The sequence below is a fragment of the Pseudoalteromonas sp. CH_XMU1449-3 genome, assembly GCF_037027245.1.
In the GTDB taxonomy this organism is placed as follows: domain Bacteria; phylum Pseudomonadota; class Gammaproteobacteria; order Enterobacterales; family Alteromonadaceae; genus Pseudoalteromonas; species Pseudoalteromonas shioyasakiensis.
Genome location: NZ_JAYMDY010000002.1, coordinates 41,278 through 67,934, shown reverse-complemented (window position 1 = coordinate 67,934; position 26,657 = coordinate 41,278). Strand labels below are relative to the sequence as shown.

The window sequence follows — 26,657 nt, the reverse complement described above, 5'->3', positions numbered from 1 at the left end:
ATTTAAGTTTAGTCATAATTTTGAGAAGTGAGAAATTTTAAGCTGGGTATCTAGTTAGGGGTTATTTTTTATAGGTTTAACTCTGTGAAGTAATAGAAATTAATATGGGTGTCTTGTTAGTAAAGTAATTAATTGATTATTAGACCCCATATTTTAATTATGGGATCAAATTTGGTTTATTGGGGGAGCAAGCTAAGGAGAGAGAGTTATTTTACAAACACTCTGAATCCCCATGCTGGAATTGTAAGTTCTGTTGTTTGAGTAAATTCCATTGCCTGTTTTGAAAAAGCATCTGTGTAATTACCTAAAAACAATGGCTCTTTAAAGTTAACTGTTTGTGGCTCTTTCGATAGGTTGAACACAGCAAATACTTTATCGTTGCCTTTTGCACGAACAAAGCTTAGTACTTGTTTTGGTGCGCTGTTTGGTACATGTACCATGCGGCCGCCAAATTGGCCATTCCACAGTGCTTCATTATTATGTTTGAGTGTAAATAATGATTGATATAAATCACCGATAGGGTGCTTTTGCCATTTGATTGGGTCACGTTCGAAAAAAGCGAGGCGTTTATCGTTACCCGCTTCTTGCCCGTTGTAAATCATCGGGAAGCCTTCGCCAACGACAGATAATGCAATAACGGCTTCAAGTGCATCACCATAGTTTTCGAACATGGTGCCTTCCCATGCATTTGTGTCATGGTTGGCAACACCCACAAGGCGATAAGCTTCTGCTGGGAATGCACTTTCGTTCCATGAGTAATAAACGAAGAGGGCGCTAACATCAGCATGACCTTTTACAATTTTATGCATGTGCTCAGACCATGACCAGGCGTAAGTCATATCAAAGGCTTCGGCATGTAAATCGCGAGACTCCCACTCAGCCAGCATTAAAACAGGCTTTATGTTATCAAGCTCACGGCGGACGTTATTCCAAAAATCTACGGGTACAAAGCCTGCTACATCACAGCGATAGCCATCAATACCGACTTCTTTTACCCAGTATTTCATTGACTCTGTCATGTACTCACGTAGATCAGGTTTTGAATAATCAAAATCAATAATGTCAGACCAGTCCCACCATGGTGTCGGTCTAAATTGGCCTTTGTAGTCTCGGTCGTACCAATCGGGGTGCTCATATCGAAGCCAGTTATCCCAAGCACTGTGGTTTGCTACCCAATCTAAAATGACATACATCCCCATATCATGAGCTTTGTTCACAAAGGCTTTAAGGTCTTCTAATGTGCCAAACTCAGGGTTTACTTTACGGTAATCTTTTACAGAATAAGGGCTACCTAAACTGCCTTTGCGGTTTTCTTCACCAATCGGGTTTATGGGCATAAGCCAAATAATATCAACACCTAACTCTTTCAAGCGTGGCAATTGCTGCTGTGCTGCATTAAAGGTGCCTTCTTTAGTGAATTGGCGAGTATTGAGTTGATAAAGCACCGCATTTTTTGACCACTCTGGGTGAGTAAGTTTTACGTAGGGTTTGGGCTCATAGGCACTGTTTGAAGTTTTAGTGAGTGTACATGCAGTAGTTAGGCTTAGTAATAAAATAAGCAAACTTTTGGTTAGCAATGAATTCATATCAGGCCTTGTTGTCGAATAAAGGTGTTGCATGAAAAAACAACACTTCGACTAAATATATACCCTGAGCTAATATTTACAATTAAATGCATACGTATTCACAATGTGGTTACATAATCGATTAAGATCTTATTTAAAAGCTTAATTAGAGGTGGGTGGTGGCTAAATACTTAAATGATTAAATAGGGTGGGGAAATATGTAAAACGACAGCAAGAAAAAGCTAAGCTGTCGTTTAAATATGCCGAGCTAGGCTGAAATCATAAAAGTAGATTTACTGGCATCCCAGCTGATCAGTTTTTTAATTTCTAGCTCTTTTATAATGGTTAGTAATTCAGAGTCACTTAGGCAGCAGCCTTGTTTTAGTTTATCGAGTGATATCTCTTTATTACGGCTATGAAGCTTAGAGGCCAACATAATACGGTAGATTAATTTTGACTTACGGTTCATAACGCATCTCCTCCACATTTTTGTTGATAGCATTTTAGTTGCTACTTGGTTTTATAATTTGGTCTAATGTGTACTGATGATTTTTTCGACTATGAGGGATCTTTTTAGCCAAGTCAATTAATATTGGATAAAAATTATACGATTTTGAATCAGCAGGAGAAACGTAGAAGTGAAGTTGTAAGTCATTGAAAATAAAGTGGAGATAAAACTTTTCTGCTTGGGAAGCCTAGTCTATGAGCTCGTCACGGCTAATTGCAATAACATCATGCAGTGCTTTAAATAGTAAATGCTTTTCAATGGGTTTGCCTACATGACCATTAAAACCACAATTCATGTATTCGATGATATTTTCTTTCATCACGTTGGCAGTTAAAGCAATAACAGGCACCTCTTTATCAATACTACGAATATGTGAGCAGGCTTCGATCCCCCCCATTGTGGGCATTTGTATATCCATTAAAACTAAAATGGGGTTGAGTTGTTTAAATAGCTCGACTGCTTCAGCGCCATCTTTTGCAAAATGAAGCTCAGCGTTGGTTTCTGCAAGCATTGACTTGATGATCATGGTATTGAGTGGGTTATCTTCAGCAATTAGTACCGTTTTAGCCGATAAGTCAGGTGCAGTTACATCGGTAAAGCTATCATTTAAGTGCTGCTTTTCAGATACTTTGAGCGGTAAATAAACGGTGAAATGGGTGCCTTTACCGAGTGCACTATCTACATCAATACGGCCGTTCATACGGTTAATAAGATTTGCGGTGATCGACATTCCTAATCCAGTCCCGCCAAAACGCCGCGTTATACTGTTATCGGCTTGCTGAAAACGGTTAAACAGATGCATTAAACCTTCTTTATTCATACCAATGCCGGTATCAATCACTTCTATCTCAACACCTTGTTTTTGGCTTTGCGAAGATTTATTAATTTTTACTTGTACGCCACCTTGCTCGGTAAATTTAACGGCGTTAGAAACCAGGTTTAAAATAATTTGTCGAACCCTAACTGGGTCTCCTATCCATAAATCTTCAACGTCATCGTCTATATCTATGTTTAATTCAATTGCTTTTTCGTTACAAAGCGGCAGAAAATCAGAATTGATCGACTCAACAACCTTCGACATCGAAAAATCTACCTGTTCAATATAAAGCTCGTTCGCCTCCATTTTCGAAAAGTCTAAAATATCGTTGATGATGGTAAGGAGTGACCGACAAGAAAACAACGCCTTAGAAACAACTTCTATATTTTTCGGTTTTTGAATGTTCGGCTGCAAAATTTGTAAAAGCCCCATAATGCCATTAAGTGGGGTGCGTATTTCATGACTCATATTGGCTAAAAATTCTGATTTTATTCTCGCACCTTCTAATGCACGCTCAGTTAGCTCAATCTGTTGTTTATAAGAGTTAGAAAGCTTTCTAAAATAAATAAGCAATATGCTAGTTAGCAATATGATTGTTAACACATGCACGATGTAAGCAATTTGGAAGTTTTCATCAATGGCGATGCTTTTATCTTGAAGCATTAACTTTACATGTCGCTCGAACGCAGCAAGTGCCTTCAATGCATCTGTATCATCTACTTTTACAGTGGTATCTATCTGCTCGCTAGTCGCGCCGTTAGCTATCATTTTTAAAACAATATCGAGTTTGTCTTCATATTCAATAACCGTTTTTTTAACGTCAGTAAGCGCTGTATGATCGTATTCTTTTATTGCGCCAAGTTTGGCAAGGATCTTTTTTATTTCGGTGAGTTCATTTTCAATGGGCGGAAGATACAGTTCTGTATTTTTTCTGAGCACTAGGTTTTTAAAATGGTGAATAAAGCCACCATAACCGAGTCTTTGTATTAGCTTGTCGTGAAGTACATAAACGTTAGCGGCGGTTTTTGAATAGTCATGCCATTGTGAGTCGACATTTTTGTAAAAGAATAATGAGGTAACAGTGAGCGACGTTACTAATGCAATCACGATAATTGCATTCACTTTCAACTTGTTTTTAGTTTGCTGTAACGCTTTTGTCATCAGTTTACCGCACCTATCCTGTTGTTAATTTAAGCATAGCAGTATTTTTTTCGTTCACATAAGAAAGGGGTTAATTCAGAATGACTTTTTATGAGGATAATAAAAAACCTTAACAACTTAGGTAAAAGTAACTTAAAGCGAATAATCAAGTTTTTATAAAAAAGTTTGAAATCAATTACACTGTACTTTTTTCGTACGTGGTGTATCTTAAGTTGGTACGAAATTTTAAGGTTTCATTGAGTGTAAGTTAACACTCATCTGTTAAGTGGAGTAAAGGATATGCACGCACACACAGTCAAAGAATCAACAGCGACTATTCAATCGGGTGTCGCAAAAGCGGATGGTAAGCTTTTAGTGACTGAGCAAGAGATTGTTTTTGAACCGTTTAATAAAGAATTAGGCTTAGGTCCATACACACTTTCACGAGCGCACATCAATAACGTTGATAAGTGTTCGGGTAAAGGCGCGGGTATTCTACCAATTACAGCAGATGGAATTCGCATTACTTTAAATAACAACGATGTATTTGAGTTCATTCTAGCAAACCCAGATGAGTGGCTAAGCGTACTTGCTCACTAAGCAAATCTTCAAAAAGACGGCATATTATAGCAACCTGCCATAATGTGCCGTGTTAGCTTTTCATTAATTAATTTCCTTTCTTCGCAACACATTGATCTCAAACAATACTAAGGCAAAGTTCTTAGGGTATTTTACCCATCTAAACTATTAAATTGCTCGTTGCTTATTAACGGAGGCTCTTGGGCAAATGATCAACTTAGATGAACAACGCCTAGTTTCGCTTGAACGCGGTTTTCATATTCCACCTAAACCTGAACTATTGAGCCAAATTGCCGATGAAATGCAAAAGTCGGATGCAAGCCTAGATAAAATAGCTCAGCTAATATCAAGAGACATCAGTCTTTCAGCTTTATTATTAAAAACAATAAATAGTCCGGTGTTTGGTTTACAACGCACCATTAGTGATATACGCCAAGCGGCGATGTTTTTAGGCTTAGATCAGCTTAACCGGCTAGTAACCTTAGCCTTGCTTAAGCAAAATTTTAAAGGCAATGCCTGTATTAGCTTAGAGCGCTTTTGGGATGAGTCGGTTGAAGTTGCGAATGCCTGTGTACTGCTAGGTAACAGTTATAAGTCATTAATGCCAGTGGATGAGCTTTACTCTTTAGGGCTTTTTCATAATGTCGGTATTGCTGCAATGGCATTAAAATTCAGAGATTATGTCGAGGTTCTTAAACAAGCAAACCTAGCAAAAGAGCACGCGATTACCGACCTAGAGCAGGCTCGTTATCAGTGCGATCATGCGGTGATTGGTTATTTTATCTCGGTATCTTGGCACCTACCTAAGCCACTTTGTCACGTTATTTTAAATCATCACAACACGCACTTTTTAGAGCAAAACAATGATGAGCAACAACGTATGGCGTATGCCATCTTAAAATGTGCAGAAAGTGCTGTGGACTATGCCCGCCACCAACAATATTCGAGCGAGTGGTTTAAAATTAAAGAGCAGTGCTTTGCAGAGCTGGGTATTGTTGATCAAGATTTTGCCGATATGGTCGAAGATTACGTCGACAATGCGATGGCAAGTTAAAGCCAATTAGCGTTTATTTCCTATCATCTTAACTTCGATGAGTTTGCGAGTGGTGAGTTATCATCACTCGCTTTTTTACATCGAAAGAAAGTATGCATTACTATACTTTCCTGCTGTAGCAAGGCATCATAACTTTTTCTAGGGAGAGGTTACGATGCTTAAATTACTGTTACCATTAGTTTTATGTTCAAGTTCTGCGATAGCTGCAACAAGTCTGCCGGATAATCGTCATATTGTTGTTAAAGGTGAGGCAGTTGTGCGTACAGCCCCCGATAGGGCTGATATCACGTTAGAGTTTGAAGCTGTAAAAGCTGAAAGCGTGCAGGCTAAGCAGCAAGTCGATACGCAAGTTAATGAACTCCTGGCGGGCTTAAATAATTTCTCAATAGACGAAAAAAGTATCTCTGCGGGGCGAATTTTCGTAGAGCCGAACATGCGTTATGACGAAAATGATAACCAAGTTAAAGATGGCTTTCGAGCCACGCGCAAGGTCAAAGTCAGCCTTAAAAAACTCTCCCTTCTGGACGGCTTTTTAAACTTTGCGCTTAAAGTGGGTGTCAATCAAATCGAGCAAATTCAACTTTTATCAACCAAAGCCTCAGATTACGAGCAAGCCGCTCTTGATAAAGCAGTTGCGAATGCCAAACAGCAGGGAAGTAGCCTTGCAAGCGCATTCGAAGCGAAACTTGGTCGGGTGTATAGTATTCAATCGCAAGAGATAGGTAGTCACTTTGGCTATGGTAGCAATACAAATATTGAACGAATCATGGTCACGGGCTCACGTATTAATACAGTCCCAGAAGGTAAGTATTTACAAGAATCGATTACCTTCAGAGCAAGTGTCAATGTTGTGTTTGATTTGGTGGTCGAGTAATTAATGAGATTTTTTAAGTACTGTGTTTATCTATTCCTTTTGTTGATGGCATTCAGTGGTCTTGCCGCAACAAAGCACATAAATATTGTCAAACCTGTGGTTGCGGCATTTAAGGCAGGTGATAAAGCTGCCATTGCTAAGCGAGTGCATTATCCACTGCAGCGCAAAGAGCCGCTGCAAGCAATTGAAAATGAGCAAATGCTTATAGAAAACTTTGAGCAAATTTTTGATAAAGAGTTTGTCGAAAAAATCGTGAACTCAAACGTTCGCCATGATTGGGAAATGATGGGGTGGCGCGGCATCATGTTTGATTCAGGCAAATTGTGGTTAGACTTTGATGGCTCTATTTGGGCTGTGCCTTATGAATCAGAGTCAGAAAAAGCACAACGCGAAGCGCTGATTGACGAGCAAAAACAAGCATTACATAAAAGCCTCCGTGAATTTATAAAGCCGATATTAACGTGGCAAACAAAACAGCATTTAATTCGTATCGATGAACTGGCTGATAATCAGTACCGTTATGCAGCATGGGGGATTGATCAATCTATGCAAGATGAGCCAAGCCTTGTGATCACAGGGGGCACATTAAGCTTTGATGGCAGTGGAGGGAATCATTTTTATACCTTTACTAACAATGGCTATCGTTATGTCTGTCATGTGATAGTGCTTGGTACTGAGCACTCACCAACAGGGCTTTTAGAGGTATTTAGAAATAATGTACAGATATTGTCTGGGCCTGTTTTAGCTTTTTAGGTTGTTTTTCTTATTTTGTACTACACTTCTTCTTTCAAAGGTGTCTCGTTCTAAGGATTCTGGTATAAAGGAGTAAGTTGTGGGTACAAAATTTTGGATACTAAGAACCACTAAAGTTTTTACGTTAGTGGCTATTTTATTATTTATGGTGGAAATTCTAAAAGGTCACGAGACAATGGGCGCGTTAGGCTTTGCGCTACTTTGGTCTTTTATTGCCACGGCCATTTTTATCGCAACCCGTTTATATCATTCATCAAAAGGGCGCCACTGTGCACTTTGTAATGACACCCCTGATGATAAAAAAGCGAGTTAGCTTAGGTTATTAACAAACACGCCGCCCCATACCAACGCACAAATCGTTAAAGCAATCAGTACGGCTGCGGATCCTAAGTCTTTAGCTAGGCCTGATAATGGATGAATTTCAAGGCCTATTCGGTCAATGGCGGCTTCAATTGCCGTATTGACGACTTCAGCAAACATCACAAATAGCACTGATACAAGCAGCATAATTTTCTCGTACAGGCTAATCTGCCATACAAAAACCACCGCTATGGCTAGGACCAACAGTATCAGCTCTTGTTTAAAAGCAGACTCATGCTTTGCCAACCACGTGAATGCTCGTTGGGAGTTTTTGAATGCAAGGCGAATACGTTTAATGCCAATGGGTTTGTTAGTGCTATCAAATTGCATAGTATGAAATCTCTATTTCGTTAGCTTTGTGTTGAGCAAGCATTAAAGATATCTTGCTCTGGGTGATATTCAGTGCTTTGTACATGGGTTAAGCCTAGTAGGGTGTCAAAAATGTTATCGTGCGAAAAAGCATGGTTACGCTGCTGTTCGATACATTGATTAAAGCGGGTATCGGCTAGTTTATTACTCCAAAACAGCATAGGCACTTGGGTTTGCTCTTTAGGCGCTAACGCATACGGGAAGCCATGTAAGTACAAGCCTTTTTCACCCAGTGATTCACCGTGATCAGAAACATACAGTAGGGCTTTGTCATCCGCCTGACTGCTTTGCAGTAAATTAATAAGTTTACTCAGTACTAGGTCGGTATAAGCAATGGTATTATCATAGGTGTTTGTGAGTTGCTCACTGCTACAATTTTGGATATCGCTACGTGGGCAATCAGGCAAAAATTTACTGTCTTTTTCTGGATAGCGGCGATAGTAGGTTGGCCCGTGTGAACCAATCATATGTAATACCACTAGTTGGTGTTTCGCATCACTTTTGGCAAGCTTTGCAGCCAATTCTTCAACCAGTACTTCATCAAAACAATAGCGTCCGTCACAAAGTGGGTTGCTCTTTGTTGGTTCTACCGTTTCTGAGTTTACCCGCACACAAACCCCTTTACAGCTGCTATTGTTATCAATCCACGTTACTTCTACACCACTTCGTTGAATGATATCTAGGGCATTTTCTTGGCTTTGCGCGATGCGCGAATCATAGTGATTGCGGTCTAAGCGCGAGAACATGCAAGGTACAGAAATGGCCGTTGCGGTGCCACATGAACTAACATCACTGAAATATTTAACGCCAAGTTTAGGGGTATATTGATTAGTCGGCTTGTCGTAACCTTGTAGTGAAAAGTTTGCTGCGCGTGCTGTTTCGCCTACCACCATAATCGTCAGTGAACTTTGTTGCTTAGCTAATAGGTGCGGTGTTTTATCTAAGACTTTAAATGGTAGAGGTGGATAAAAATAATTATCGCGCAGGTACTTATAGCCCGCAGTATAAAATGCAAAGGGGGTAATGTAGCTGGTTAATTGACGATTATTACGCCCTACAGAGGCGTAATCTTTATAAAAAGGAACGGCAATAACAGCTACAGCAATAAACGCTGTAACGTTAAGAAGCGCAAAGCTTTTAAGACGAACACGAAAGTTTCCGACAATTTCAAAGCGAGAAAACAAGTAAGCAGGCAGTACGCCTAGCACAGTAATAAAAGCGATAACTTGTACATTAAGGTATGAAAAAGCCTCACCTGAATTTGTCTCTAAGATATTTTGCAGCATGCTTTTATCAAAGATAACACCGTAATTTAAGGTTGCATAAAACAACAACGATGAAACCACGACGCTTGTTAAAAGCACGGGTTTAACAAAGGTGATTAGCGATAACCAACTTAACACCATTGCCGTCAGTGCTAATAAGAAAAACGGTACGCTTGCTATAAATAACCAATTGATATGTTCAGGTTTGCTGGCTGCTTCAAGCATGTTAAATAAAAACAGGCCATTAAATGCAATAACCAAGTACAACGACACCAGCCAGACAAATTGGCTGTAGCTAACGTGCCATTTTTTAGTAAGGAGTTGTTTAATTTGCATGCTCATAATCATTCCTCATCGCTACGATTTATTTGGTAAGCGATACAACTGTTCGGTATAAGCTAAATTGCTAAATAAGACGTGTGCTAAGGCTTTTTTGGCAAGCTCAACTCTGCTATCTGTGTTATCGATGGCAACTTGCGTTTTACTTGTAGAGTCATAGCGCCAATAGCTCACTTTTTGGTTTGGCATCAGGATCACGGCTTCACCATTTTCTACGTAAGCAAAGTTGTCGTAGTACTGCATCATGGCGCGCTCAACAGGGTATTGTTGAGTTAAATCATAACCAAGCATGGGGGTTGCTTGCTCAACGCCTAATAACGACAACAAAGTAACAGGTAAATCAATTTGGCTGACTAAGCGAGTATCGCGCTTTGCATCCATATCACTATTTAGGATCACAGCAGGGATGTGGAAAGATTTAAGCGGCACAGGCTCTGAACCAAACACGCGCACATCATGATCTGCAACCACTAAAAAGACGGTGTCTTGCCAGTAATCTTGCGTTTTTGCCTTCGCGATGAATTTACCAAGAGCATAGTCTGCATATTTGATTGCTAGATCGCGTTTGTAGTTTTCTGGGTCGTGGCCTTCAGGCAGTGTTACTTTACCCTCTGGAATATCGAATGGGTCGTGGTTACTTGAGGTAAACACAAGGCTGAAAAATGGTTTGCCTGATTTATTTAGCTCACTTAGCTCTATATCAGCTTGATTGAACAAGTCTTCGTCGCTTGCTCCCCATGACGAAATAAACTCAGGGTTTTGCATGTCATTAATATCGACAATATCGCTAAAGCCATTGCCTAAGAAAAAGCTTTTCATATTATCGAAATGACTCTCACCGCCATAAATAAACTGGGTGGAATAACCGGTGCGGGTTAATACATCAGCAAGTGAGAAAAAGTTACGCTGAGATTTAGAAAGTTTGACCACCGAGCGCGAAGGTGATGGAGTAAACCCGGTTGTTACCGCTTCAATCCCTCGAACAGAGCGTGTGCCAGTGGCGTATAAGTTATCAAACCCCCAGCCTTGTTGATAAAGCTTATCTAGTTCAGGAGTCACACCTATGCCACCTAGTTCGCCAACAAAGCGTGCGCCTAAGCTTTCTTCTAAAATGATCACTAAATTCTTTTGTTTGCCTGTGTTAAAAGGTGTGTTGTTGGCAAGGGTAGGGATTTTCTCAGTGATAAACTGCTGTTTATAGGCTGCTTGCTTTACTGTTTGTAAAATCTCATCACGTGGCATGGTACCGTATAAACTACTGGCATTTTTTTCATTGCCCATACTCTTAATAGCAAAGGCAACACTGTAAGTTGAGTTAAGTGCCAAGGAGTTAATCAGTGAGTCGCTTGAAAAGTACACTAATGCAGGGTTTAACGGGCGATGGCTTACAGTGCCTCTTGCGCTAATTAAGCAAACTAATAAAGTCGTAACGAGTATCACCACTTGGCTAACCGTTTTAGCATTTTGCTGTTTGCTAAATGCTGCATTTATAAAACGATACGCAAACACACAACTAAGCGTTGCAATAATTAAGGTGCTTATCATGGCAAATAGGTGGCCATGTAATAGCATAGAAAAGACTTCTTGAGGGTAGTCTAGGTATTCGACAAATAAACGATTTGGCCGCACATCGTACTGGGTAATAAACGCGGGAGTCGAAGCCTCTACAACCACGATTAAAGTTATAACTATACTGCTATAAAAAGTAAAAACATGCTGAAATAAAGCGGTTTTGCTGCGCAAAAGCACATCAGCTACTAACATTAAAACAGCCAAGGCTGACAAGTAGCCTAAGCTGCTTAAGTCGACTCTTAGGCCTCCTAATAAAACGGCAAGGCTATCGCCATCAGCTAACCTTTGGTGTTGCCATACAAGCAAGGCAATTCTCGACAGTATAAATACTGACATTAAAATTAATGAAAAACGGAACAAAGGTTTTAAAACAGAAAGTTTTGTTGTCATAGTCGTACTTACTTAATCGAAACTACGGCAATACTAGGAATCGAAACTTAAGAAATCCTTATGGTAATCTTAATATTTTCTAAACTAGGAAAACTTCAGTAAATCTTAAGTGAATCTTAAGATTCAAAGCGTAAGCTGATGACGCTAAAGCGGTTTTTATCTAAATGAGTAACATATGAAATTGTTGATTATAGAAGATTCGGTGTCATTAAGACGTAGTCTACGAATTGGCCTTGAGAACCTAGGTTTTACTATTGATGAAACCGGCGATGGCGCTGAAGGTTTGAGTATGGCAATGACAGGTGAGTACGAATTAATCATACTCGACATTATGTTACCCAGTATTGATGGCATTACGTTATTACAAACCATAAGAGCAAAACAGCTCGACGTGCGAGTGCTTATTTTATCTGCCAAGCAAGAACCAGAAGATAGAGTGAAAGGGCTACTCACCGGGGCCGATGATTACCTGACCAAACCATTTTCGTTTGATGAGCTGCATGCACGGTTATTAAATTTAATGCGTCGCGGCGGCCTGAAAATAATCAGTGATGTGATCCGCATTGATAACTTGGCTTTAAATTTACAATTAAAACTTTTGCAAGTTAACGACACCGTTATCGATTTAACCCCTAACGAATATAAAATAGTTGAGTGCTTGTTTAGTAATCAAAACAAAGTGATCACAGCTGAAAAGTTAAGTACCTATATTGCTGGGCAATATGACTTAGTTTCAAAAAACTCCATTGAAGCGCACTTATCATCGGCGCGTAAAAAGGTGAGGGCAGCAGGTGGCGAGTTACCTATTCAAACAAAGCGTGGTTTTGGTTATATCATTCAAGGAAAATAATGAAATCAATTCGCAGTAAGTTAGTAACCACATTATCGATTACTATAACTGGGCTAGTGCTGAGTATTTTAGTTGCTACCGATATCGCCGTTGATAGTTGGATTGATAACGAATTTAATCGTGGTTTGAAATCAAAAGCTGGCATGCTTATGTCATTGATTGATATTGACGAAGAAGAAATTGATTTTGATTTTTCAGGGCAATTCATGCCTGAGTTTTCTGGCAGTACAGAAACTGAGTATTTTCAAATTTGGTCGCAGTCTGGGGTTTTTGCGCGTTCAGAAAGCTTGCACCTTTTCTCACAAAAGAACCTACCTCTTGAGAAAATAAAGCTTGGAGAGACAAAAATCATCAATACCGAGTTACCTGATGGTCGCAATGGACGGGTTATTTATACTCGCTTTATACCGCCTTTAGACCTAGACGATGATGAAGACTTTATTGAAGGCGTTAACACCTCTTTGCAACAACCCATAACCTTAGCTTATGCGGCTTCATCAGAAGAAGTTGACTTTGTTTTATGGCTGATCGACGTTATTTTTGTTGTCTCTACTGTGTCAGTAATCGTATTCATTCGTCTATTTGTGCGTAAATCGGTCGACAGTTCTTTAGCGCCGCTGAATAAACTAAACCGGGATATTAGTAGGCTTAGTATCGCGGATAAAAGTGCAGTGATAATAATAAAAGAGCCTGTTAAAGAGCTGCAACCCATTGTTGATAGCTTAAATGCCTTTATACGGGAAAACCGCCAGCTTTATTTTCGTGAAAGACGCTTAACCTCAGATATTGCTCATGAGTTAAAAACGCCGATTGCTGAGCTTATTAATATGGCTGAAGTGGCCATTCGTTTTCCAAATGAAAAAGAGTTTGAGGCAGACTTTAAACCCGAAGTGCTAAAAATCAGCCAGCGTTTAAAGAGCATTGTGTCGAACTTATTATTACTGCATAAGTACAGTGATGAAGCACTCCAAAAGCAAGATGCATGCGATTTAAATCAGGTTATTTTACGTACCTTAGAAAAACATGATTTAGAGCGAATTAAGTTTGAGTTTCAAGATGATATTCCTGCCATTGTCAGTAATTTATTTGCCCTCGAATCAATCATCACCAACCTTGTAAATAACGCAAAGCAATATAGCCCCGACAAGAGTGATGTAACTGTAAGCACGCTACTGACGAAAGAGGATAAGCTGCAATTCTCTGTTACAAATGAATTAAAAGTACCTTTAACAGAAGAGGATTTGAGCCAGTTATTTGATCCACTCTGGCAAAAAGACAGTGCCAGAACCTCTAATGATAACTTTGGGTTAGGCTTATCTATTGCCAAAGCGTTAAGTAAAGCAATTGACGCTGAACTTCAGGTGTCGTTAAGTGGGCAAAACATAACCTTTAGTTTGATTATTTCTTAAGGCTTTGCAGGCGTTTAATATGTGTGCAACACTGAGGTTATCAAAAAGAAATTAATAACAATAAGGAACAACACGATGGGAAAAATTATAGGTATTGCTTTAATCGTTATTGGTGTGGCGCTAGCTGTATGGGGATATAACGTTTATGACTCTGCAAGTGCGCAAATTAGCCGCACGTTTAGTGGTGATACACCAATTGAAGCTTGGCTCGGTATGGTCGGGGGCGCAATTTGCGCAATTGTGGGTATTTTAAAAGTTAAATAACCGCAAACATTGAAATCAATTAGCTAATACCTGATACTGTATTTATATACAGTGTCGGGTTTGGCTATGAAAACACAACTACCAGCAAAATATTATTTAAGTCACTTCTTTGAGCTTGCTGAATTTATTCAAGCTCAGTGCAGGCATCTGCTTTTAGAAGAGCAGCAGTTATTTCTTGAAAAGCTCCTTCAGCTTGATGAGCAAAGTTTATGTACTTTGCTGCGTATTTATTCTCGAAAGCCAAAAATCGTTGCTTTGTCATCATTAAATTATGAAGAGATCCCTAATCTGCACGGTGCTATTTTTAAGCTAAAGCAGCAAGGGCTGGTGGCACATCCTAGCAGCGATGAATTAGATCTATTGCTTGAGCATTTAACCAAACCAACCCTGTTAACCTTATTAGCAAATGATGAGTTAATGGCGACTTATCCTGATTACAAAAAATCAGCCAGTAAGCAGCGCTTAACCCAACTGTGTAAAGAGCATATTGATCGTAACCACAGTGAATTAGAGTCGTTGTTTAGTCAGTTCGTGGTCAATAGCCGTAGTCAGTATTATGAATACTTTGAGTTTTTACATAGCGGCCGACTAAGTGGCGGTGATATAAATCATCAAAATCGTTTTGTGATGCGTGATTTAGGAATTGCAAAAGTACGTGGTGATGTTAATGAGAGCATCTCTCGTTTTCAAACACTAGCCGAAGCACAAACGCATTATCAATTAAATAAGCTGCGAATGCAGTTCAAAGAAAGCGAGTCACACACAGAGTATCAGAACTTAGCCCAAGCACTTTTAGCCATTAGCTCTGAAGATGAATTAGCCCAGAGTATCAAAAACAAATTACTGATCCGCTTATATAAGCAGCTTAAAGAGCATGACTTAGCATTTGCATTTGAATTACTTGAGCACTGTGAAGGTAGCAGTGAAGCGCAAGAGCTAGCAATTCGCCAGCGTTACAAACAAGGTGATAAAAGCTGGGTTGAACAAAAGCTTGAACAAGTTATTCAAGACCCGCTTGATGATGGCATTTTGTATTTTGCAGAGGACTTTTTACAGCGCAAATATAATAAGCAACAACGCTCACGCTTAACACAAATGCTCATTGATACAGAGCATCAATTAGAAGTTGATGACATTTACCGTGGCGATGTCGAGCAAGGAGTGTGTGAGCATTATCAACAGCTTGGTAATACGGTATTTTTTACTGAGAATAATCTTTGGTTGAGTTTCTTTACCTTAACGTTTTGGCAAGAACTCTTTATAGAGACCCCGCATCCGCCGTGTAATGAATTTGACCTTTATCCAAAGGTGTTGCTGGCTGATTGTTTTTACACAGTGCAACAAACACAAATTGAGCAAAAGCTTGCCAAATTCACTAGTAATGAAGCCTTATATAAATATGTTTGCAAAAACGTAGGGCAGTTTTATGAAGCGCCTAACGCTGTGTTTATGTGGCACAGCGATATGTTAGAGCCGCTAGAGGTATTAATAAAACACAGCTCGCTTACAAATTTAAAAGCGCATTTACTACAAATGACAAAAACCTTTAAGCAGCTCAAAGATGGCTACCCAGACTTGATGGTGCTTAAAGGGGATAAGCTCACCTTTGAAGAAGTGAAAGCCCCTGGCGACAAACTAAGACGCAACCAACTTGTCAGTATTGAGGTATTAAAGCAACATGGCTTTGCAGTGAATATCGTTGCGGTAAATTGGTTTAATGATCCTAATCGTATTTATAGTGTGGTGGATATAGAAACCACCGGTGGCGTACAAGGTAATAATAAAATTACTGAAATAGCCGTTGTGCAGTTACAAGCGGGCGAAGTAATCAACCAATGGGCGAGTTTAATCAATCCTGAGCGCAGTATTCCTGCTTTTATTACCAAGTTAACGGGGATAAACGCCGCTATGGTTCGTGATGCGCCACGCTTTGCAGAGGTTGCCGATACACTGCGCTCACTATTAAAAGGCAGTGTATTTGTTGCCCATAATGTGAATTTTGACTACAGCTTTATTCGCAAAGAATACGGTGCAATTGGGCAGGGCTTTAAAATGCCAAAGCTATGTACCGTAGTTGAATCACGCAAGGCATTTCCAAAGCTTAAGTCATATTCGCTCGGTAACTTAGCGGCACATTTTGAATTGAATTTAACGAATCATCATAGAGCGTTAGCTGATGCAACTGCCACAGCAGAACTGTTGAATCTGATTCAACAAACACAATCAAAAAAGGCGAGTTAAACTCGCCTTTTAAACTTAATCTGCCCCATTCTAAATAAGGTTATTCGTATTCGATAGGGTCAGTAACGTTATTTAAAGCAAAGGCTTCTAAGCGCTCTTGGCAGGCGCCACATTTACCACAGGCTTTATCGCGGCCGTTATAACAGGTCCACGTTTGGCTGTAATCAAGACCCATTTTTAAACCGTCTGTCAAAATGTCGATTTTGGTATTGTTTAAGTACGGGCTGAAAATTTCAACAGCGTCGTAATTGGCAATACGGCAAACATCATCCATTTTTTGTACGAATTCAGGACGGCAGTCCGGGTAAATTGCATGATCGCCTGAATGGGCACCGTAATAAACTTTACTAGCTTTTAAAGACACCGCATAACCCACAGCCAGTGATAATAAAATCATGTTGCGGTTAGGCACAATTGTGCTCTTCATGCTTTCTTCTTCGTAGTGACCTTCAGGTACTTCGATATCATCAGTTAGTGATGAGCCACCAATCAACTGGTTGATCGCTGAAATATCAACAATCTTGTGAGAAACTCCTAACTTTTCACATACTTGAGCAGCTACTTTAAGCTCTTTAACATGACGCTGGCCGTAGTCGAAAGACAGGGCATATACTTCGTGGCCTTGTTGCAGGGCTTTATTTAATACGGTAAATGAGTCCATACCGCCGGAATAAATCACAACTACTTTTTGCGTCATATCTGTTTTGCTCTTACTTTTGATAGAGGTTTACTTCAGGGCGCGATATACTACACGGCTCGGGCCTAAATAACAATTTTTGCGCGTGTTTTTGGTTTTTTTGATGGTATGTATTTTATACCGTTGCGTCGTAAGTGAGATGTCTTTTGTACAAAATTAACGAAGTGTTTGAAACAATTCAAGGTGAAGCGAGTTTTACGGGTACACCTTCAATCTTTTTACGTTTACAAGGCTGCCCTGTGGGTTGTGCTTGGTGTGATACAAAACAAACATGGGACGTTGATAATGTATATAAAGTGTCACTTGATGACACCGTTGAGAAAAAAGCAGACTCAGATCATTGGGCAGAAGCAACAGCGGAGCAAGTGTTAGCGCTATTTAAAGACCGTGGCTACAACGCAAAGCATGTGGTGATCACTGGTGGTGAGCCTTGCATGTACGACCTAAATCCAGTGTGTGAATTATTACACGCAAATGGCTATTCGACTCAAATTGAAACCAGCGGTACATTTGAAATTTTAGTCCCTGAGCAGACATGGGTGACTGTATCACCAAAAATTAATATGCGTGGTGGCTATAAAGTATTACGCAGTGCAATGCAACGCGCTGATGAAATTAAACACCCAGTGGCAATGCAAAAGCATGTGGAAGAGCTCGAAGATTTATTCTTAAAAACGGGTGTGAATCCACGTTTAGTGTATCTGCAACCAATTAGCCAAAAAACCTCAGCAACCAAACTTGCCATTGAAACCTGTATTGCAAAGAACTGGCGTTTATCGGTTCAAGTACATAAGTATTTAGGAATTAGTTAGGATTAAGCCGTCAGCCGTCAGCCGTCAGCCGTCAGCCGTCAGCCGTCTGATCTGACCCCGATAAAGTAGACACGGGGTTTAATATTTCCAGTTAAAAACAAAAAAGCGTTGCACCATGGCAACGCTTTTTTACTATGTTCTCGTAACTCGTAACTCGTAACTCGTAACTCGTAACTCGTAACTCGTAACTCGTAACTCGTAACTATCAATTCTGCGCTAAATAGTCCAACACCACCTGATGATGGTCTTTGGTTTTGAACTTATCAAACACATGTTTGATTTTACCGTCTTGGCCTACAAGGAAGCTAATACGATGAATTCCTTCGTATTCTTTACCCATAAACTTCTTGTAACCCCAAATACCAAAAGCATCAGCAATTGCGTGATCTTCGTCGGCTAGTAAATCAAAGTTAAGCTCTTTTTTGGTTTCAAAATTCTTCAAACGCTTGATTGGATCTGGGCTGATACCCACAACACGCGTATTTAATTTAGCAAGCTCAGCTTTTTCATCACGTAAGTTCTCTGCTTGTACAGTACAACCTGGTGTTGACGCTTTAGGGTAGAAATAAACCAGTACTTGCTGCTCTTTTAAAAGATCAGCTAGCGCGATAGTTTCGTCATTCTGATTTTGTAAGCTAAAAGCAGGGGCTGTATCGCCTGCTTGTAATGGATTAATTGTTTTCATGCTTTGCTCCTTAGCGAATGCGTCTGAAAATATAATCTACGTTCAAACTACGAGAAAGATCTTCAAAGCTCACTTTAAAGTTATCAATATCGACTTCAACAGGAATATTAAACTCGAGTTCGCAGCGCATTTTAAGCTCGTCATCTTCATCATAAGTGTCTGACTTAAGAGAACAAATGCTAATGTTGTTATCAGCAAAAAAGCGCGTCACTTTACTTAATGTTCCTGGTGTATCAATACCTGTGTATTCGAGGGTGTAACCGGCACAAAATTCACATGCAACATGACTTGCGGTGCGTTTCATCATGGTTAAAAGACCAAGCTCCATACCTTTAGTTGGCAATGTATGTTCAATACGGCTAATTGCCGACATATCACCTGCTAATAGCATGATAAAGGTAAATTCGTTGCCCAAAATAGCAATGCGACTGTCAATTATATTGCAATGGCAATCACTCACTAACTGAGTTAATTCGCTAACGATACCGGGCCTATCTTCGCCAATCGCAGTGAGCACTATCTGATGATTTGTAAAAGCAGTCATGGAATTTTAAATACCTAGTAAATAACAATACCAATGGATATAAGCTTAAATAAGCTTTGATTTCACGTGAGTTTAATACCGCACGGCGGCGAAGTTTAACATAATTTGCTCCGTTAACGATAGCGGCGATTAATTAAGCCGTGAATAAAGTGCGCTCTTTCTTGTTTTTAGGGGCATCAGAAAGTACCATAGTTAAAATTTTGCAAGGCGATAAGCAATCAAATACGTTACGCTAGCCCAATCTATTCGGGTTTTTTGCATAAAAACAATAAATGTAAAGTTAAAAGTGATTTTACAGTGAACCAAATCGGCATTACCCACTCATATATTTGTTAAAAAAATTAAGGGTTTGCTAAGGAGAAATATCTGTGCAGTATTGGATCTCAAAGGCGCTTGCTGTAAGCGTAATGGTAAGTTTAACAGGGTGCGGTGTTTTTACCGATGAAGCGCACCACAAACGCAATTATCGTGCTAACGAAGCGGTGAAAGCTCCAGCAGGATTAGCGCAACCAGCTCAAGATCCAACTTATAAAATGGATGTTGCGCAATACGACAACAATCCTGAAGCTAAAAACTATCGTCCGCCAGCGCAAGTAATTACCATTGCTCAAGGTACTTGGGTTGAAGAAGGTGACACAGAAGCACGTGTCTACTTTGATAAAAACGATGGTATTGAAGATTTAGATGTATTTATTTGGGACTCTATCAAAGCTGTTCTAGCTGAAAAAAATACCGCCGCTTTAAAAGAAGACAAAGCCTCTAATTCAATTGAAACAGGTTGGTATGCCATTATTAAACCTGAAGAAGGTTGGTTCTGGGAAACTGAAACTGAAGTATCACAGCAGCGCTTTATCTTCACAATTGAAGAAAAGTCGCATCAGCGTACAGCTTCGTTAACCTCTAAGCTTGCTGATTATAAAAGTGACTCAGTACCGTTAACACCATTACTACAACAACAGCTTGAAGTTCGTGCATTAAACCAAGTGATTGCAGAGTTTGATTATCGTTACCGTCAACTTGAAGTTGATATGCGTAAACAACAAGGCATTATTTCATTAGAAATGGGCTTTGATAACAAAGGTAATGCGGCATTGGTTACAGAGCAAGATTACAACATGGTGTTTGATCGTTTCTCAGGTTTCTTAGAACGCTTATCTTTCACCATCGTAGAGATTGACCAAGAGCGTGGCTTGATCACGGCTGATTACAAAAAGCCTGAGTCAAGCGTATGGGATTCAATTTGGGGCGAAGAATTATCTGAACTTCCAATTGAAGATGGCCAATACCAAATTCTTGTTAGCCGCACCAATGATGGCGGCACAAGTTTAACTTGGATGGACTCTGAAGGTTCGACATTAGAGCCTGGTACAATGAATGACCTCCAGCAAGCATTAGAAAATGCACTGCGTCAGCGCGGTATCAATATTTAATAATTAAAAAAGTCAAAACCACCACAAAAAGAGCTTAGCCGCTCTTTTTGTGGTTTTTACAGGTTGAAAATATGTCTAACTTAAACACAGCAAATCGCAGTGACTTGCGAACCTTGTTTACCTTTTTCGTTCCTTCACTTATAGGTGTCTTCTTGTTTATGACGCCGGTACCCATAGGTGAAGCAATGACAATTCCGATTGCTGTTATGGCAAAAGCAGTGCAAGAGTGGATTGGCCCATTTGCACTGGGTTTAATTACCAGCATTGTTTGTATCACCGGTATTTTATCTTTAGTGATAAAGTTGTTTAAACCGCAGCCATTACTTAAGTTCTTTATAATTAAACATTTATTTGATGTTAGTTGGCTTTGGCTGAGTGTTCGATTACTGGGTATGGTTTTTATCGTTCTGACCTACACCAAACAAGGGCCAGAAATGATTATTTCCGGTAATACCGGTGCACTGGTGTTAAACGACTTGTTGCCAGTATTGTTTTCTGTGTTTGTTTTAGCGGGCTTACTATTACCGTTATTATTAAACTTCGGCTTGTTAGAGCTAGTTGGTACCTTATTAACTAAAGTTATGCGCCCACTTTTTGGTGTGCCAGGCCGAAGCGCGGTTAACTGTGTGGCATCATGGTTAGGCGATGGCAGTGTGGGTATTTTGATGACCGCTCGTCAGTATGAAGATAAACATTATACACAGCGCGAAGCGGCTATTATTGGTACCACCTTCTCAGCTGTATCAATTACCTTTTGTTTAGTTGTGATTGGCCAAGTAAAGCTTGAGCACCTTTTCGCACCGTTTTACTTAACAGTGTGTTTAGCTGGTTTAGCCGCAGCGCTAATTGTACCTCGTTTACCACCACTACGCTTTAAAAAAGACCTCTATGTAGATGGAACAGAGCCTGATAAAGACGCAGAATCAGTGCCTGAAGGTAAAACATTAGTTTCTCATTCACTTGATGTGGCGCTTGCTAAAGCACGCACTGCGCCGGGTTTTGCTGGTACAGTAAAAGAAGGCTTACATAACGCATTTGATATGGTATTTGCAGTATTACCTGTGGTTATGGCTGTGGGCACATTTGCCTTGATTATTGCTGAATATACGCCAATTTTTGAGTATATGGGCAAGCCGTTTGTACCATTCTTAGAGCTATTACAAGTACCAGAAGCTGAAGCTGCGGCACAAACAATTATGGTTGGCTTTGCTGATATGTTTATTCCGTCGATTCTTGCGGCTGGGAGTATCGAAAGTGATGTAACACGCTTTATCGTTGCTGCAATGAGTGTGACGCAATTGATTTATATGTCGGAAGTAGGTGCACTGCTTTTAGGTAGCAAAATCCCGGTTAATATTATCGAATTGTTCTTTATCTTTATTTTAAGAACCTTAGTAACATTACCGGTGATTGTCTTAATGGCACATTGGTTAGTGTAAACTAAGCTGAAGTCTAAAATAGAAAAGCCCTGATTATTCATCAGGGCTTTTTTTATCTTCATTATCATCGCTTTTAGGCACTTTGAAGTCCATTTTTGCTGCATGTTTTAGCAACATAAGGTTACCAATTACTACACCAAATACGGCAACAACAATGGCTATAATTTGCCAAGTTTCCATCTTGAAATCCTGCCGATATACACAGCGATATAGTAGCACTTAAAATCGTCTTGCATAAGACAGTGAAATAAAATCAAGGCCAGGATTTGGGCTTTTGAAACCCGCATTTGAGTAATGTAAATATCTAATTGCTAAGGTTGAGTCGTCACCTAGGTCTGCAACTAAACCCAATCTATCCTCAAACTGATAGTGAGTACTAACGTTTTTGCCAGCAAAATGGGTGTCATCCAACAATGAAACGCCAATCCCAAATTCTACATAAACAGGTATGTTTTTCACATTAAATACAGGGTATTGGATCACCGGAGACATAGCTAACACGATATTTGTTTGATGTTTATTGTCTTTGCCATACTGCCAAATATTAAAACTAGACTCGAAGTACAAACGGGCGTGTTGAAAGGGCAGCTTTTCATTGGGGATATGGTATTGGTAGGCTAGCTTTAAGCCTTTTACATCACCTTCACCTTGAATGTAATCAACGGCATAGCCATGGTTTGAAGCAGCATAAGTTGGTGTTGCTAGTAGGGCGGCTACACTTAACATAAGTGCTTTTAGTGGGTGTTTTAGTTTCATCTCGGTACTTCTCATTATGACTGTGAGCAAGTAGATAAGGGCGGGGGTAAGAACTTTTCAATGTGCGTAAAAACACAGAAGCTGTGCACATACTCATATTTTTTAGCAATTAACTGAAAACAATGGGAAAAATCGATTGGTGCTTAATTGGCATTAAAACGGTGTCGGATTGTTTCTTTTTTTATGGGTTTAATCTCGGTATATTAGCGAAAATTTTCGTTGAGAGGTGAATACGATGACCAAACTAGTTAACTCATTTTTGCTAATTGCTGCGCTTTTTACTGCAACTGCTTTTGCCAGTGAAGACCGCTCGCCTAAGCAACTATTAGAATCAGTCACAGCAGATTTATTTGTTGATATCGCAAATGTAAATGCAAAAGGCGATGCAAGCTCAGAAGCAATGGCGAACATTGTAGAAAAACGCTTATTGCCGCACATGGATATTAAGTTTGTATCGTATAAGCTTTTAGGTAAGCACATTAAAGGCCTACGCCGTGAGCAAGCTGTTGATTTTATTGCTGCGGTTGAGCATTACTTAACAGTAACTTATGCCGGCGCACTAATGAAATACACAGGCCAAAAAGTTATTTTTGATCAATCGCAGCTCATCGACGATGGTTATGCAACTGTTAAAACGCAAATTGTTGATGATAATGCGCCAGCCATCGATCTGCACTTTAAATTACGTCAAGGCAAAGATAAGCAGTGGAAAGTATACGATATCGTTGCTGAAGGTATTTCACTGTTAAGCGCGAAGCAAAAAGAAGTATTGCAGCGCATCAGCCAAGTTGGCATTGATGAAGTGACACACGAATTAGCAAGTAAGTAAGTTAGCTTAAAGCTCGATTACCTTCACCTCATCGAGCATTTTAGCTACTTTCAGTCTCCAACCAAGCAGTGAGTACCGTCCATGTGCCGCTGCTTTTCTATTTTCTTTAAAAATCACCTACTTTGCGCTAGCACCTGTAACCCTCTGTGGTAGAATCATGCTACTTTTCTTGTTTACCAAAGTATCTGTTCAGATACTGTGTTATTGGTCGCAATATTAAGCAAACTGTCAGTTAAATTTTGCTATAACTAGTTGCTTAATAAGACATCGAATAATGTGCAGCGGAGTTGTGTTTTTTTAATGGAAAATGTACTGATTTGGCCAAAGGAATACCCGTTACTAATCAAAGGATTAGCTGAGCAAAACGGGGCCTATATTTTAGATGCTTTAGAAGCTTGGCCGGCATGTCGTTCTACTAATGAAGATGACGGTGTGTGTACGACGGTTCTTCCGCCTATTTACTACCTTACTTGGTTGACTCCTCTTGAACCGTTTGAAGAGTGTTATTTCCAACATATTTCTGAGTTTGATGAAGCTGCGTTGCATTATATTAATGCTATGAAAACGCATTTTTTAGAAAACGACTACACCCCTGAAAGTCTTGTTTTAATGTTATGCCAGCGCTTAGAGAAGTATGCTAGCGCATTTGCTCAATCGGCTGTTAAAACGCCTATAACTCTCATCCACCAGTTATTTAATCGTCGCTATTTTACTGTGATTGAACATGTTCTTAATCACGGTGCAAAAATGTCTGCGGACGATGTATTGGAGCTATGGACCGAAGTTGACTTTAGAGAGCGTTTTAGTGGTTTTATTCCTGATTCAGTGGCCGATCTTGAACCATTAACAGCGCTTGCGGCTGAAAAAGTTGCTCACGGTGAAGATTACTTCACCTTACTAAAACTTGTATCACCAGATGTTGATTCAGCATCGTTGCTTGAACAAGCTTTACTAGCCCACTTAAGCCACGAAAATGCTAAACAAACCATGGCAAAGCGTTTTATTGAGCAAGGCGCAACCGGTGCATTAGCTGACGAAAATGGTAAAACTGCGTTTATGTGGGCTACTGAAAAAGGCTATGTGAATGTTGTTGAAACAATACTTGAACATCAAGATAAAAAAGCCCAAGACAATAAAGGGAATACAGCATTACATTACGCTGTATTAGCCGAGAATGGACCTTTACTGGTATTGCTTTTAAAAGCGGGCTATGACTTTAGAGTTCGTAACAACGACGGTCTAAGTTGCTACCGACTAGCAGTTAGCATTAAAGCGGATAACTTAGTAAAGTGCCTTGAGCATGACTTTGGCATTAAAGAGCTTTCGCCAGAAGGGCAGTTTGATCGCGTTAAAAAAGTGCACTTACTACATGCGATTGTAACTGTGTTACTACCTGTGCAGTTGTTCTTCTTTTTTGACGATAGCATTGCTATTAAAAGTGAGTTAACGCTGAGCTTTACGTTGGTTTCGATCTTATGTTTTTTCTTTGCCACAAGCTTGAAACGCTGTGCGCTTTACCCGCATATTCGCCATCCATGGGGGCTGTTTATTTTAAGGCTGTTCTCATTATTTAGCTTAATTGGCCAAGTGGGTCTGGCAAGTATTGTCGCACTAGCCACCTTAGCAGAGTTGGTGTGAACGCATAAAAACTAGATAAAGTGACATAAAAAAACGGCAACCTAGGTTGCCGTTTTTTGTTTCATTTTTTGATAAACGAATCGGTATTATTTATCGTGTTCATGAGCGGCTTTTTCTTCGGCCAGCTCTTCTTTTAATTTGCGTATCTTAAGGCCAAGCTCTTGTCCGCGATGGCGAGCATAATAGGTGCAGCCAATAAACATCAGACTGGCAAAGAGTAACTCAAGTAATACCCAAATCAGCTGCTCTTGTGCGACCCATAGTAATGTAAAACCATGAATAAAATAGAACATCACGATAAAGTTCGCCCACGCGTAGGTGTATGGTTTATCTTGAATGATGCCCTTAAGTGGTAACAGTAGAGGCAGTATATAAACAACAAAGATAAAGGCGTTACTGTGGCCTTCTCTTGGGGCAATTAAAAACAGCCAAATTGGCATTAAAACTAATAAGCCGATATAGCCAATCAGCGCAAAACGTTGGAATCGTTTTGTAATTGGCTTTTTGGCAACAGGCTGATTTAGCTTAGGTTCCAAGCTCATTGTAATTTACTCGCAATCAGTGCCAAGCGTTTTCCAACACTTTGGCAAATTTTAATTTCGTCTTTACTTAACACATTGCTGTTATTGCTACCGGCCACATGAGTCGCACCGTATGGTGTACCACCGGTTTCAGTTGCTAATAACTCAGGTACCTCATAAGGCACGCCAAGCAACATCATGCCGTGATGTAACAACGGCAGTGATAGATTCAACAAGGTGGCTTCGTTACCACCATGCATACTGCTTGATGACGAAAAAACGCAAGCAGGTTTATCTATTAGCTGACCTTTGAGCCATAGATCACTGGTGGTTTCCCAAAAGCTCTTAGCTTGTGAGGCCATCATGCCAAATCGGGTAGGGGTGCCAAAGGCTAATCCATCACAATTAATTAGATCATCTTTGCTGATCACAATATCGTGTGGCTGGCGCTTAACAAAGGTACGCAATAAGGCAGTTGCACCTTGTTGCTCAATCGACTCGGCTATCTCATGAGCCATTGCTTCTACAGAGCCATGGCTTGAGTGGTATAGCACAACAATGTTTATAGCCATTAAAGTACGCTTAATACGTTTTCTGGTGGACGACCTAGAGCAGCTTTACCGTTATTTTCAACAATTGGGCGCTCGATTAGTTTCGGATTGGCAGCCATTGCAGCAATTAATTTGTCTTCGTTTTGTTCGTTTTTAAGCTCAAGCTCTTTGTAGATGTCTTCTTTAGTACGCATTAATTCACGCGCTGAAGTAAAGCCCAGCTGGCTAATTAAAGTCGAGATTTGTTGTTCATTAAGCGGTGTTTTTAGGTATTCAACAACACTTGGTTGTACGTTATTGCTTTCTAATAGGGCAAGTGTTTCACGCGATTTTGAACAACGTGGATTATGATAAATAGTCACAGACATAGTGTGTTCTCACATTTAATAATTTGGCTTATTTTAGG

28 protein-coding genes are annotated in these 26,657 nt (G+C 39.9%); 14 read left to right on the top strand and 14 right to left on the bottom strand.

The window, feature by feature from the left end; genetic code table 11:
• Window positions 1–206: 206 nt before the first annotated feature.
• The 3 genes from WA256_RS02810 to WA256_RS02800 all read right to left on the bottom strand — a co-directional run bounded on the left by WA256_RS02810 (window position 207) and on the right by WA256_RS02800 (window position 4,051).
• Entirely contained in the window at window positions 207–1,586 is a 1,380-nt protein-coding gene (locus tag WA256_RS02810; protein ID WP_335988890.1) for an alpha-amylase family glycosyl hydrolase, read from the bottom strand.
• A 247-nt stretch (window positions 1,587–1,833) separates the two neighbouring features.
• Window positions 1,834–2,034 (bottom strand): hypothetical protein, encoded by a 201-nt coding sequence (locus tag WA256_RS02805; RefSeq protein ID WP_054564084.1) that lies wholly within the window; start codon window positions 2,032–2,034, stop codon window positions 1,834–1,836.
• 226 nt (window positions 2,035–2,260) lie between these two features.
• Window positions 2,261–4,051, bottom strand: a complete 1,791-nt coding sequence (locus WA256_RS02800; RefSeq protein ID WP_335988886.1) for an ATP-binding protein — start codon at window positions 4,049–4,051, stop codon at window positions 2,261–2,263.
• A gap of 279 nt (window positions 4,052–4,330) precedes the next feature.
• Here WA256_RS02800 and WA256_RS02795 point away from each other — a divergent pair, with 279 nt between their 5' ends.
• The 5 genes from WA256_RS02795 to WA256_RS02775 all read left to right on the top strand — a co-directional run bounded on the left by WA256_RS02795 (window position 4,331) and on the right by WA256_RS02775 (window position 7,603).
• On the top strand, window positions 4,331–4,630 hold the full coding sequence (locus tag WA256_RS02795) for a hypothetical protein (protein WP_063528276.1): 300 nt from the start codon (window positions 4,331–4,333) through the stop codon (window positions 4,628–4,630).
• A gap of 187 nt (window positions 4,631–4,817) precedes the next feature.
• Window positions 4,818–5,663, top strand: coding sequence for an HDOD domain-containing protein (locus WA256_RS02790; RefSeq protein ID WP_063528277.1), 846 nt, complete (start codon window positions 4,818–4,820; stop codon window positions 5,661–5,663).
• 154 nt (window positions 5,664–5,817) lie between these two features.
• Window positions 5,818–6,537, top strand: coding sequence for an SIMPL domain-containing protein (locus tag WA256_RS02785; RefSeq protein ID WP_335988881.1), 720 nt, complete (start codon window positions 5,818–5,820; stop codon window positions 6,535–6,537).
• Window positions 6,538–6,540: 3 nt separating this feature from the next.
• Window positions 6,541–7,290, top strand: a complete 750-nt coding sequence (locus WA256_RS02780; protein WP_335988879.1) for a hypothetical protein — start codon at window positions 6,541–6,543, stop codon at window positions 7,288–7,290.
• 79 nt (window positions 7,291–7,369) lie between these two features.
• Window positions 7,370–7,603 carry a hypothetical protein gene (locus tag WA256_RS02775; protein ID WP_335988877.1) on the top strand — a complete coding sequence of 78 codons (234 nt, stop codon included), beginning with the start codon at window positions 7,370–7,372 and terminating at the stop codon, window positions 7,601–7,603.
• Here WA256_RS02775 and WA256_RS02770 read toward each other — a convergent pair.
• Genes WA256_RS02770 through WA256_RS02760 form a run of 3 tightly spaced genes read right to left on the bottom strand, consistent with a single transcriptional unit; the run spans window position 7,600 to window position 11,585 of the window.
• Window positions 7,600–7,980, bottom strand: coding sequence for a diacylglycerol kinase (locus WA256_RS02770; RefSeq protein WP_058586251.1), 381 nt, complete (start codon window positions 7,978–7,980; stop codon window positions 7,600–7,602). The two genes, WA256_RS02775 and WA256_RS02770, sit on opposite strands and share 4 nt — an antisense overlap.
• Before the next feature lie 20 nt (window positions 7,981–8,000).
• Window positions 8,001–9,626, bottom strand: a complete 1,626-nt coding sequence (locus WA256_RS02765) for a phosphoethanolamine transferase (protein WP_335988874.1) — start codon at window positions 9,624–9,626, stop codon at window positions 8,001–8,003.
• Window positions 9,627–9,641: 15 nt separating this feature from the next.
• Window positions 9,642–11,585, bottom strand: a complete 1,944-nt coding sequence (locus tag WA256_RS02760) for an LTA synthase family protein (protein WP_063528281.1) — start codon at window positions 11,583–11,585, stop codon at window positions 9,642–9,644.
• 175 nt (window positions 11,586–11,760) lie between these two features.
• Here WA256_RS02760 and WA256_RS02755 point away from each other — a divergent pair, with 175 nt between their 5' ends.
• The 4 genes from WA256_RS02755 (at window position 11,761) to WA256_RS02740 (ending at window position 16,349) form a co-directional block, all read left to right on the top strand.
• Entirely contained in the window at window positions 11,761–12,435 is a 675-nt protein-coding gene (locus WA256_RS02755) for a response regulator transcription factor (RefSeq protein WP_335988871.1), read from the top strand.
• Entirely contained in the window at window positions 12,435–13,844 is a 1,410-nt protein-coding gene (locus WA256_RS02750) for a sensor histidine kinase (RefSeq protein ID WP_335988869.1), read from the top strand. Before WA256_RS02755 ends, WA256_RS02750 begins: the two co-directional genes overlap by 1 nt.
• Before the next feature lie 75 nt (window positions 13,845–13,919).
• Window positions 13,920–14,108 (top strand): DUF3185 family protein, encoded by a 189-nt coding sequence (locus WA256_RS02745; protein ID WP_054553751.1) that lies wholly within the window; start codon window positions 13,920–13,922, stop codon window positions 14,106–14,108.
• A gap of 66 nt (window positions 14,109–14,174) precedes the next feature.
• Window positions 14,175–16,349: an exonuclease domain-containing protein gene (locus tag WA256_RS02740; RefSeq protein WP_335988866.1), complete on the top strand. Its 2,175-nt coding sequence runs from the start codon at window positions 14,175–14,177 to the stop codon at window positions 16,347–16,349.
• A gap of 40 nt (window positions 16,350–16,389) precedes the next feature.
• Here WA256_RS02740 and queC read toward each other — a convergent pair whose 3' ends face one another.
• Entirely contained in the window at window positions 16,390–17,070 is a 681-nt protein-coding gene (queC, locus tag WA256_RS02735) for a 7-cyano-7-deazaguanine synthase QueC (protein ID WP_268795049.1), read from the bottom strand.
• A gap of 122 nt (window positions 17,071–17,192) precedes the next feature.
• Here queC and queE point away from each other — a divergent pair, with 122 nt between their 5' ends.
• Window positions 17,193–17,858, top strand: coding sequence for a 7-carboxy-7-deazaguanine synthase QueE (gene queE / locus WA256_RS02730; RefSeq protein ID WP_062566933.1), 666 nt, complete (start codon window positions 17,193–17,195; stop codon window positions 17,856–17,858).
• A 205-nt stretch (window positions 17,859–18,063) separates the two neighbouring features.
• On the opposite strand, the gene bcp is transcribed toward queE, so the two are convergent.
• Window positions 18,064–18,543, bottom strand: a complete 480-nt coding sequence (gene bcp, locus WA256_RS02725) for a thioredoxin-dependent thiol peroxidase (RefSeq protein WP_062566935.1) — start codon at window positions 18,541–18,543, stop codon at window positions 18,064–18,066.
• Window positions 18,544–18,553: 10 nt separating this feature from the next.
• A complete protein-coding gene (locus WA256_RS02720) occupies window positions 18,554–19,087 on the bottom strand; it encodes a glycine cleavage system protein R (protein WP_054553746.1) in 534 nt (177 codons plus the stop codon).
• Between the two features lie 368 nt (window positions 19,088–19,455).
• On the opposite strand from WA256_RS02720, the gene bamC reads away from it, so the two are divergent.
• Both bamC and WA256_RS02710 read left to right on the top strand, forming a co-directional pair.
• Complete coding sequence (bamC, locus tag WA256_RS02715; protein ID WP_058586243.1) at window positions 19,456–20,517, top strand: outer membrane protein assembly factor BamC; 1,062 nt, start codon at window positions 19,456–19,458, stop codon at window positions 20,515–20,517.
• 71 nt (window positions 20,518–20,588) lie between these two features.
• The gene (locus tag WA256_RS02710) at window positions 20,589–21,956 is read left to right on the top strand and encodes a YjiH family protein (protein ID WP_054563596.1); all 1,368 of its coding nucleotides are present in this window, start codon (window positions 20,589–20,591) and stop codon (window positions 21,954–21,956) included.
• A 33-nt stretch (window positions 21,957–21,989) separates the two neighbouring features.
• On the opposite strand, the gene WA256_RS02705 is transcribed toward WA256_RS02710, so the two are convergent.
• The gene (locus WA256_RS02705; RefSeq protein WP_082389286.1) at window positions 21,990–22,136 is read right to left on the bottom strand and encodes a DUF2897 family protein; all 147 of its coding nucleotides are present in this window, start codon (window positions 22,134–22,136) and stop codon (window positions 21,990–21,992) included.
• 39 nt (window positions 22,137–22,175) lie between these two features.
• Window positions 22,176–22,712: an acyloxyacyl hydrolase gene (locus tag WA256_RS02700; protein ID WP_442961412.1), complete on the bottom strand. Its 537-nt coding sequence runs from the start codon at window positions 22,710–22,712 to the stop codon at window positions 22,176–22,178.
• 235 nt (window positions 22,713–22,947) lie between these two features.
• Between WA256_RS02700 and WA256_RS02695 the strand changes: the two genes are divergently transcribed.
• Complete coding sequence (locus WA256_RS02695) at window positions 22,948–23,541, top strand: MlaC/ttg2D family ABC transporter substrate-binding protein (protein ID WP_248529316.1); 594 nt, start codon at window positions 22,948–22,950, stop codon at window positions 23,539–23,541.
• 300 nt (window positions 23,542–23,841) lie between these two features.
• Entirely contained in the window at window positions 23,842–25,179 is a 1,338-nt protein-coding gene (locus WA256_RS02690; protein ID WP_054563599.1) for an ankyrin repeat domain-containing protein, read from the top strand.
• A gap of 86 nt (window positions 25,180–25,265) precedes the next feature.
• Here WA256_RS02690 and WA256_RS02685 read toward each other — a convergent pair whose 3' ends face one another.
• From WA256_RS02685 to arsC, 3 genes are read right to left on the bottom strand one after another with little or no spacing between them, the layout of a single operon-like run.
• Window positions 25,266–25,721 (bottom strand): DUF2069 domain-containing protein, encoded by a 456-nt coding sequence (locus WA256_RS02685; protein WP_063528400.1) that lies wholly within the window; start codon window positions 25,719–25,721, stop codon window positions 25,266–25,268.
• Entirely contained in the window at window positions 25,718–26,272 is a 555-nt protein-coding gene (gene wrbA / locus WA256_RS02680) for an NAD(P)H:quinone oxidoreductase (protein WP_063528399.1), read from the bottom strand. The genes WA256_RS02685 and wrbA overlap by 4 nt, the downstream gene beginning before the upstream one ends.
• Window positions 26,272–26,619 carry an arsenate reductase (glutaredoxin) gene (gene arsC / locus WA256_RS02675; protein ID WP_054563602.1) on the bottom strand — a complete coding sequence of 116 codons (348 nt, stop codon included), beginning with the start codon at window positions 26,617–26,619 and terminating at the stop codon, window positions 26,272–26,274. The genes wrbA and arsC overlap by 1 nt, the downstream gene beginning before the upstream one ends.
• Window positions 26,620–26,657 lie beyond the last annotated feature (38 nt).

Bases quoted from the DNA above. Each gene is read 5' to 3' on its own strand.
- bcp (WP_062566935.1), bottom strand. From the start codon at position 18,543: ATGAAAACAATTAATCCATTACAAGCAGGCGATACAGCCCCTGCTTTT.
- WA256_RS02755 (WP_335988871.1), top strand. From the start codon at position 11,761: ATGAAATTGTTGATTATAGAAGATTCGGTGTCATTAAGACGTAGTCTA.
- WA256_RS02805 (WP_054564084.1), bottom strand. From the start codon at position 2,034: ATGAACCGTAAGTCAAAATTAATCTACCGTATTATGTTGGCCTCTAAG.
- WA256_RS02785 (WP_335988881.1), top strand. From the start codon at position 5,818: ATGCTTAAATTACTGTTACCATTAGTTTTATGTTCAAGTTCTGCGATA.
- WA256_RS02800 (WP_335988886.1), bottom strand. From the start codon at position 4,051: ATGACAAAAGCGTTACAGCAAACTAAAAACAAGTTGAAAGTGAATGCA.
- WA256_RS02770 (WP_058586251.1), bottom strand. From the start codon at position 7,980: ATGCAATTTGATAGCACTAACAAACCCATTGGCATTAAACGTATTCGC.
- WA256_RS02705 (WP_082389286.1), bottom strand. From the start codon at position 22,136: ATGGAAACTTGGCAAATTATAGCCATTGTTGTTGCCGTATTTGGTGTA.
- WA256_RS02780 (WP_335988879.1), top strand. From the start codon at position 6,541: ATGAGATTTTTTAAGTACTGTGTTTATCTATTCCTTTTGTTGATGGCA.
- WA256_RS02750 (WP_335988869.1), top strand. From the start codon at position 12,435: ATGAAATCAATTCGCAGTAAGTTAGTAACCACATTATCGATTACTATA.
- wrbA (WP_063528399.1), bottom strand. From the start codon at position 26,272: ATGGCTATAAACATTGTTGTGCTATACCACTCAAGCCATGGCTCTGTA.
- WA256_RS02810 (WP_335988890.1), bottom strand. From the start codon at position 1,586: ATGAATTCATTGCTAACCAAAAGTTTGCTTATTTTATTACTAAGCCTA.
- WA256_RS02690 (WP_054563599.1), top strand. From the start codon at position 23,842: ATGGAAAATGTACTGATTTGGCCAAAGGAATACCCGTTACTAATCAAA.
- WA256_RS02745 (WP_054553751.1), top strand. From the start codon at position 13,920: ATGGGAAAAATTATAGGTATTGCTTTAATCGTTATTGGTGTGGCGCTA.
- WA256_RS02765 (WP_335988874.1), bottom strand. From the start codon at position 9,626: ATGAGCATGCAAATTAAACAACTCCTTACTAAAAAATGGCACGTTAGC.
- arsC (WP_054563602.1), bottom strand. From the start codon at position 26,619: ATGTCTGTGACTATTTATCATAATCCACGTTGTTCAAAATCGCGTGAA.
- WA256_RS02700 (WP_442961412.1), bottom strand. From the start codon at position 22,712: ATGAAACTAAAACACCCACTAAAAGCACTTATGTTAAGTGTAGCCGCC.
- WA256_RS02740 (WP_335988866.1), top strand. From the start codon at position 14,175: ATGAAAACACAACTACCAGCAAAATATTATTTAAGTCACTTCTTTGAG.
- WA256_RS02710 (WP_054563596.1), top strand. From the start codon at position 20,589: ATGTCTAACTTAAACACAGCAAATCGCAGTGACTTGCGAACCTTGTTT.
- WA256_RS02760 (WP_063528281.1), bottom strand. From the start codon at position 11,585: ATGACAACAAAACTTTCTGTTTTAAAACCTTTGTTCCGTTTTTCATTA.
- WA256_RS02695 (WP_248529316.1), top strand. From the start codon at position 22,948: ATGACCAAACTAGTTAACTCATTTTTGCTAATTGCTGCGCTTTTTACT.
- WA256_RS02795 (WP_063528276.1), top strand. From the start codon at position 4,331: ATGCACGCACACACAGTCAAAGAATCAACAGCGACTATTCAATCGGGT.
- WA256_RS02720 (WP_054553746.1), bottom strand. From the start codon at position 19,087: ATGACTGCTTTTACAAATCATCAGATAGTGCTCACTGCGATTGGCGAA.
- WA256_RS02685 (WP_063528400.1), bottom strand. From the start codon at position 25,721: ATGAGCTTGGAACCTAAGCTAAATCAGCCTGTTGCCAAAAAGCCAATT.
- WA256_RS02790 (WP_063528277.1), top strand. From the start codon at position 4,818: ATGATCAACTTAGATGAACAACGCCTAGTTTCGCTTGAACGCGGTTTT.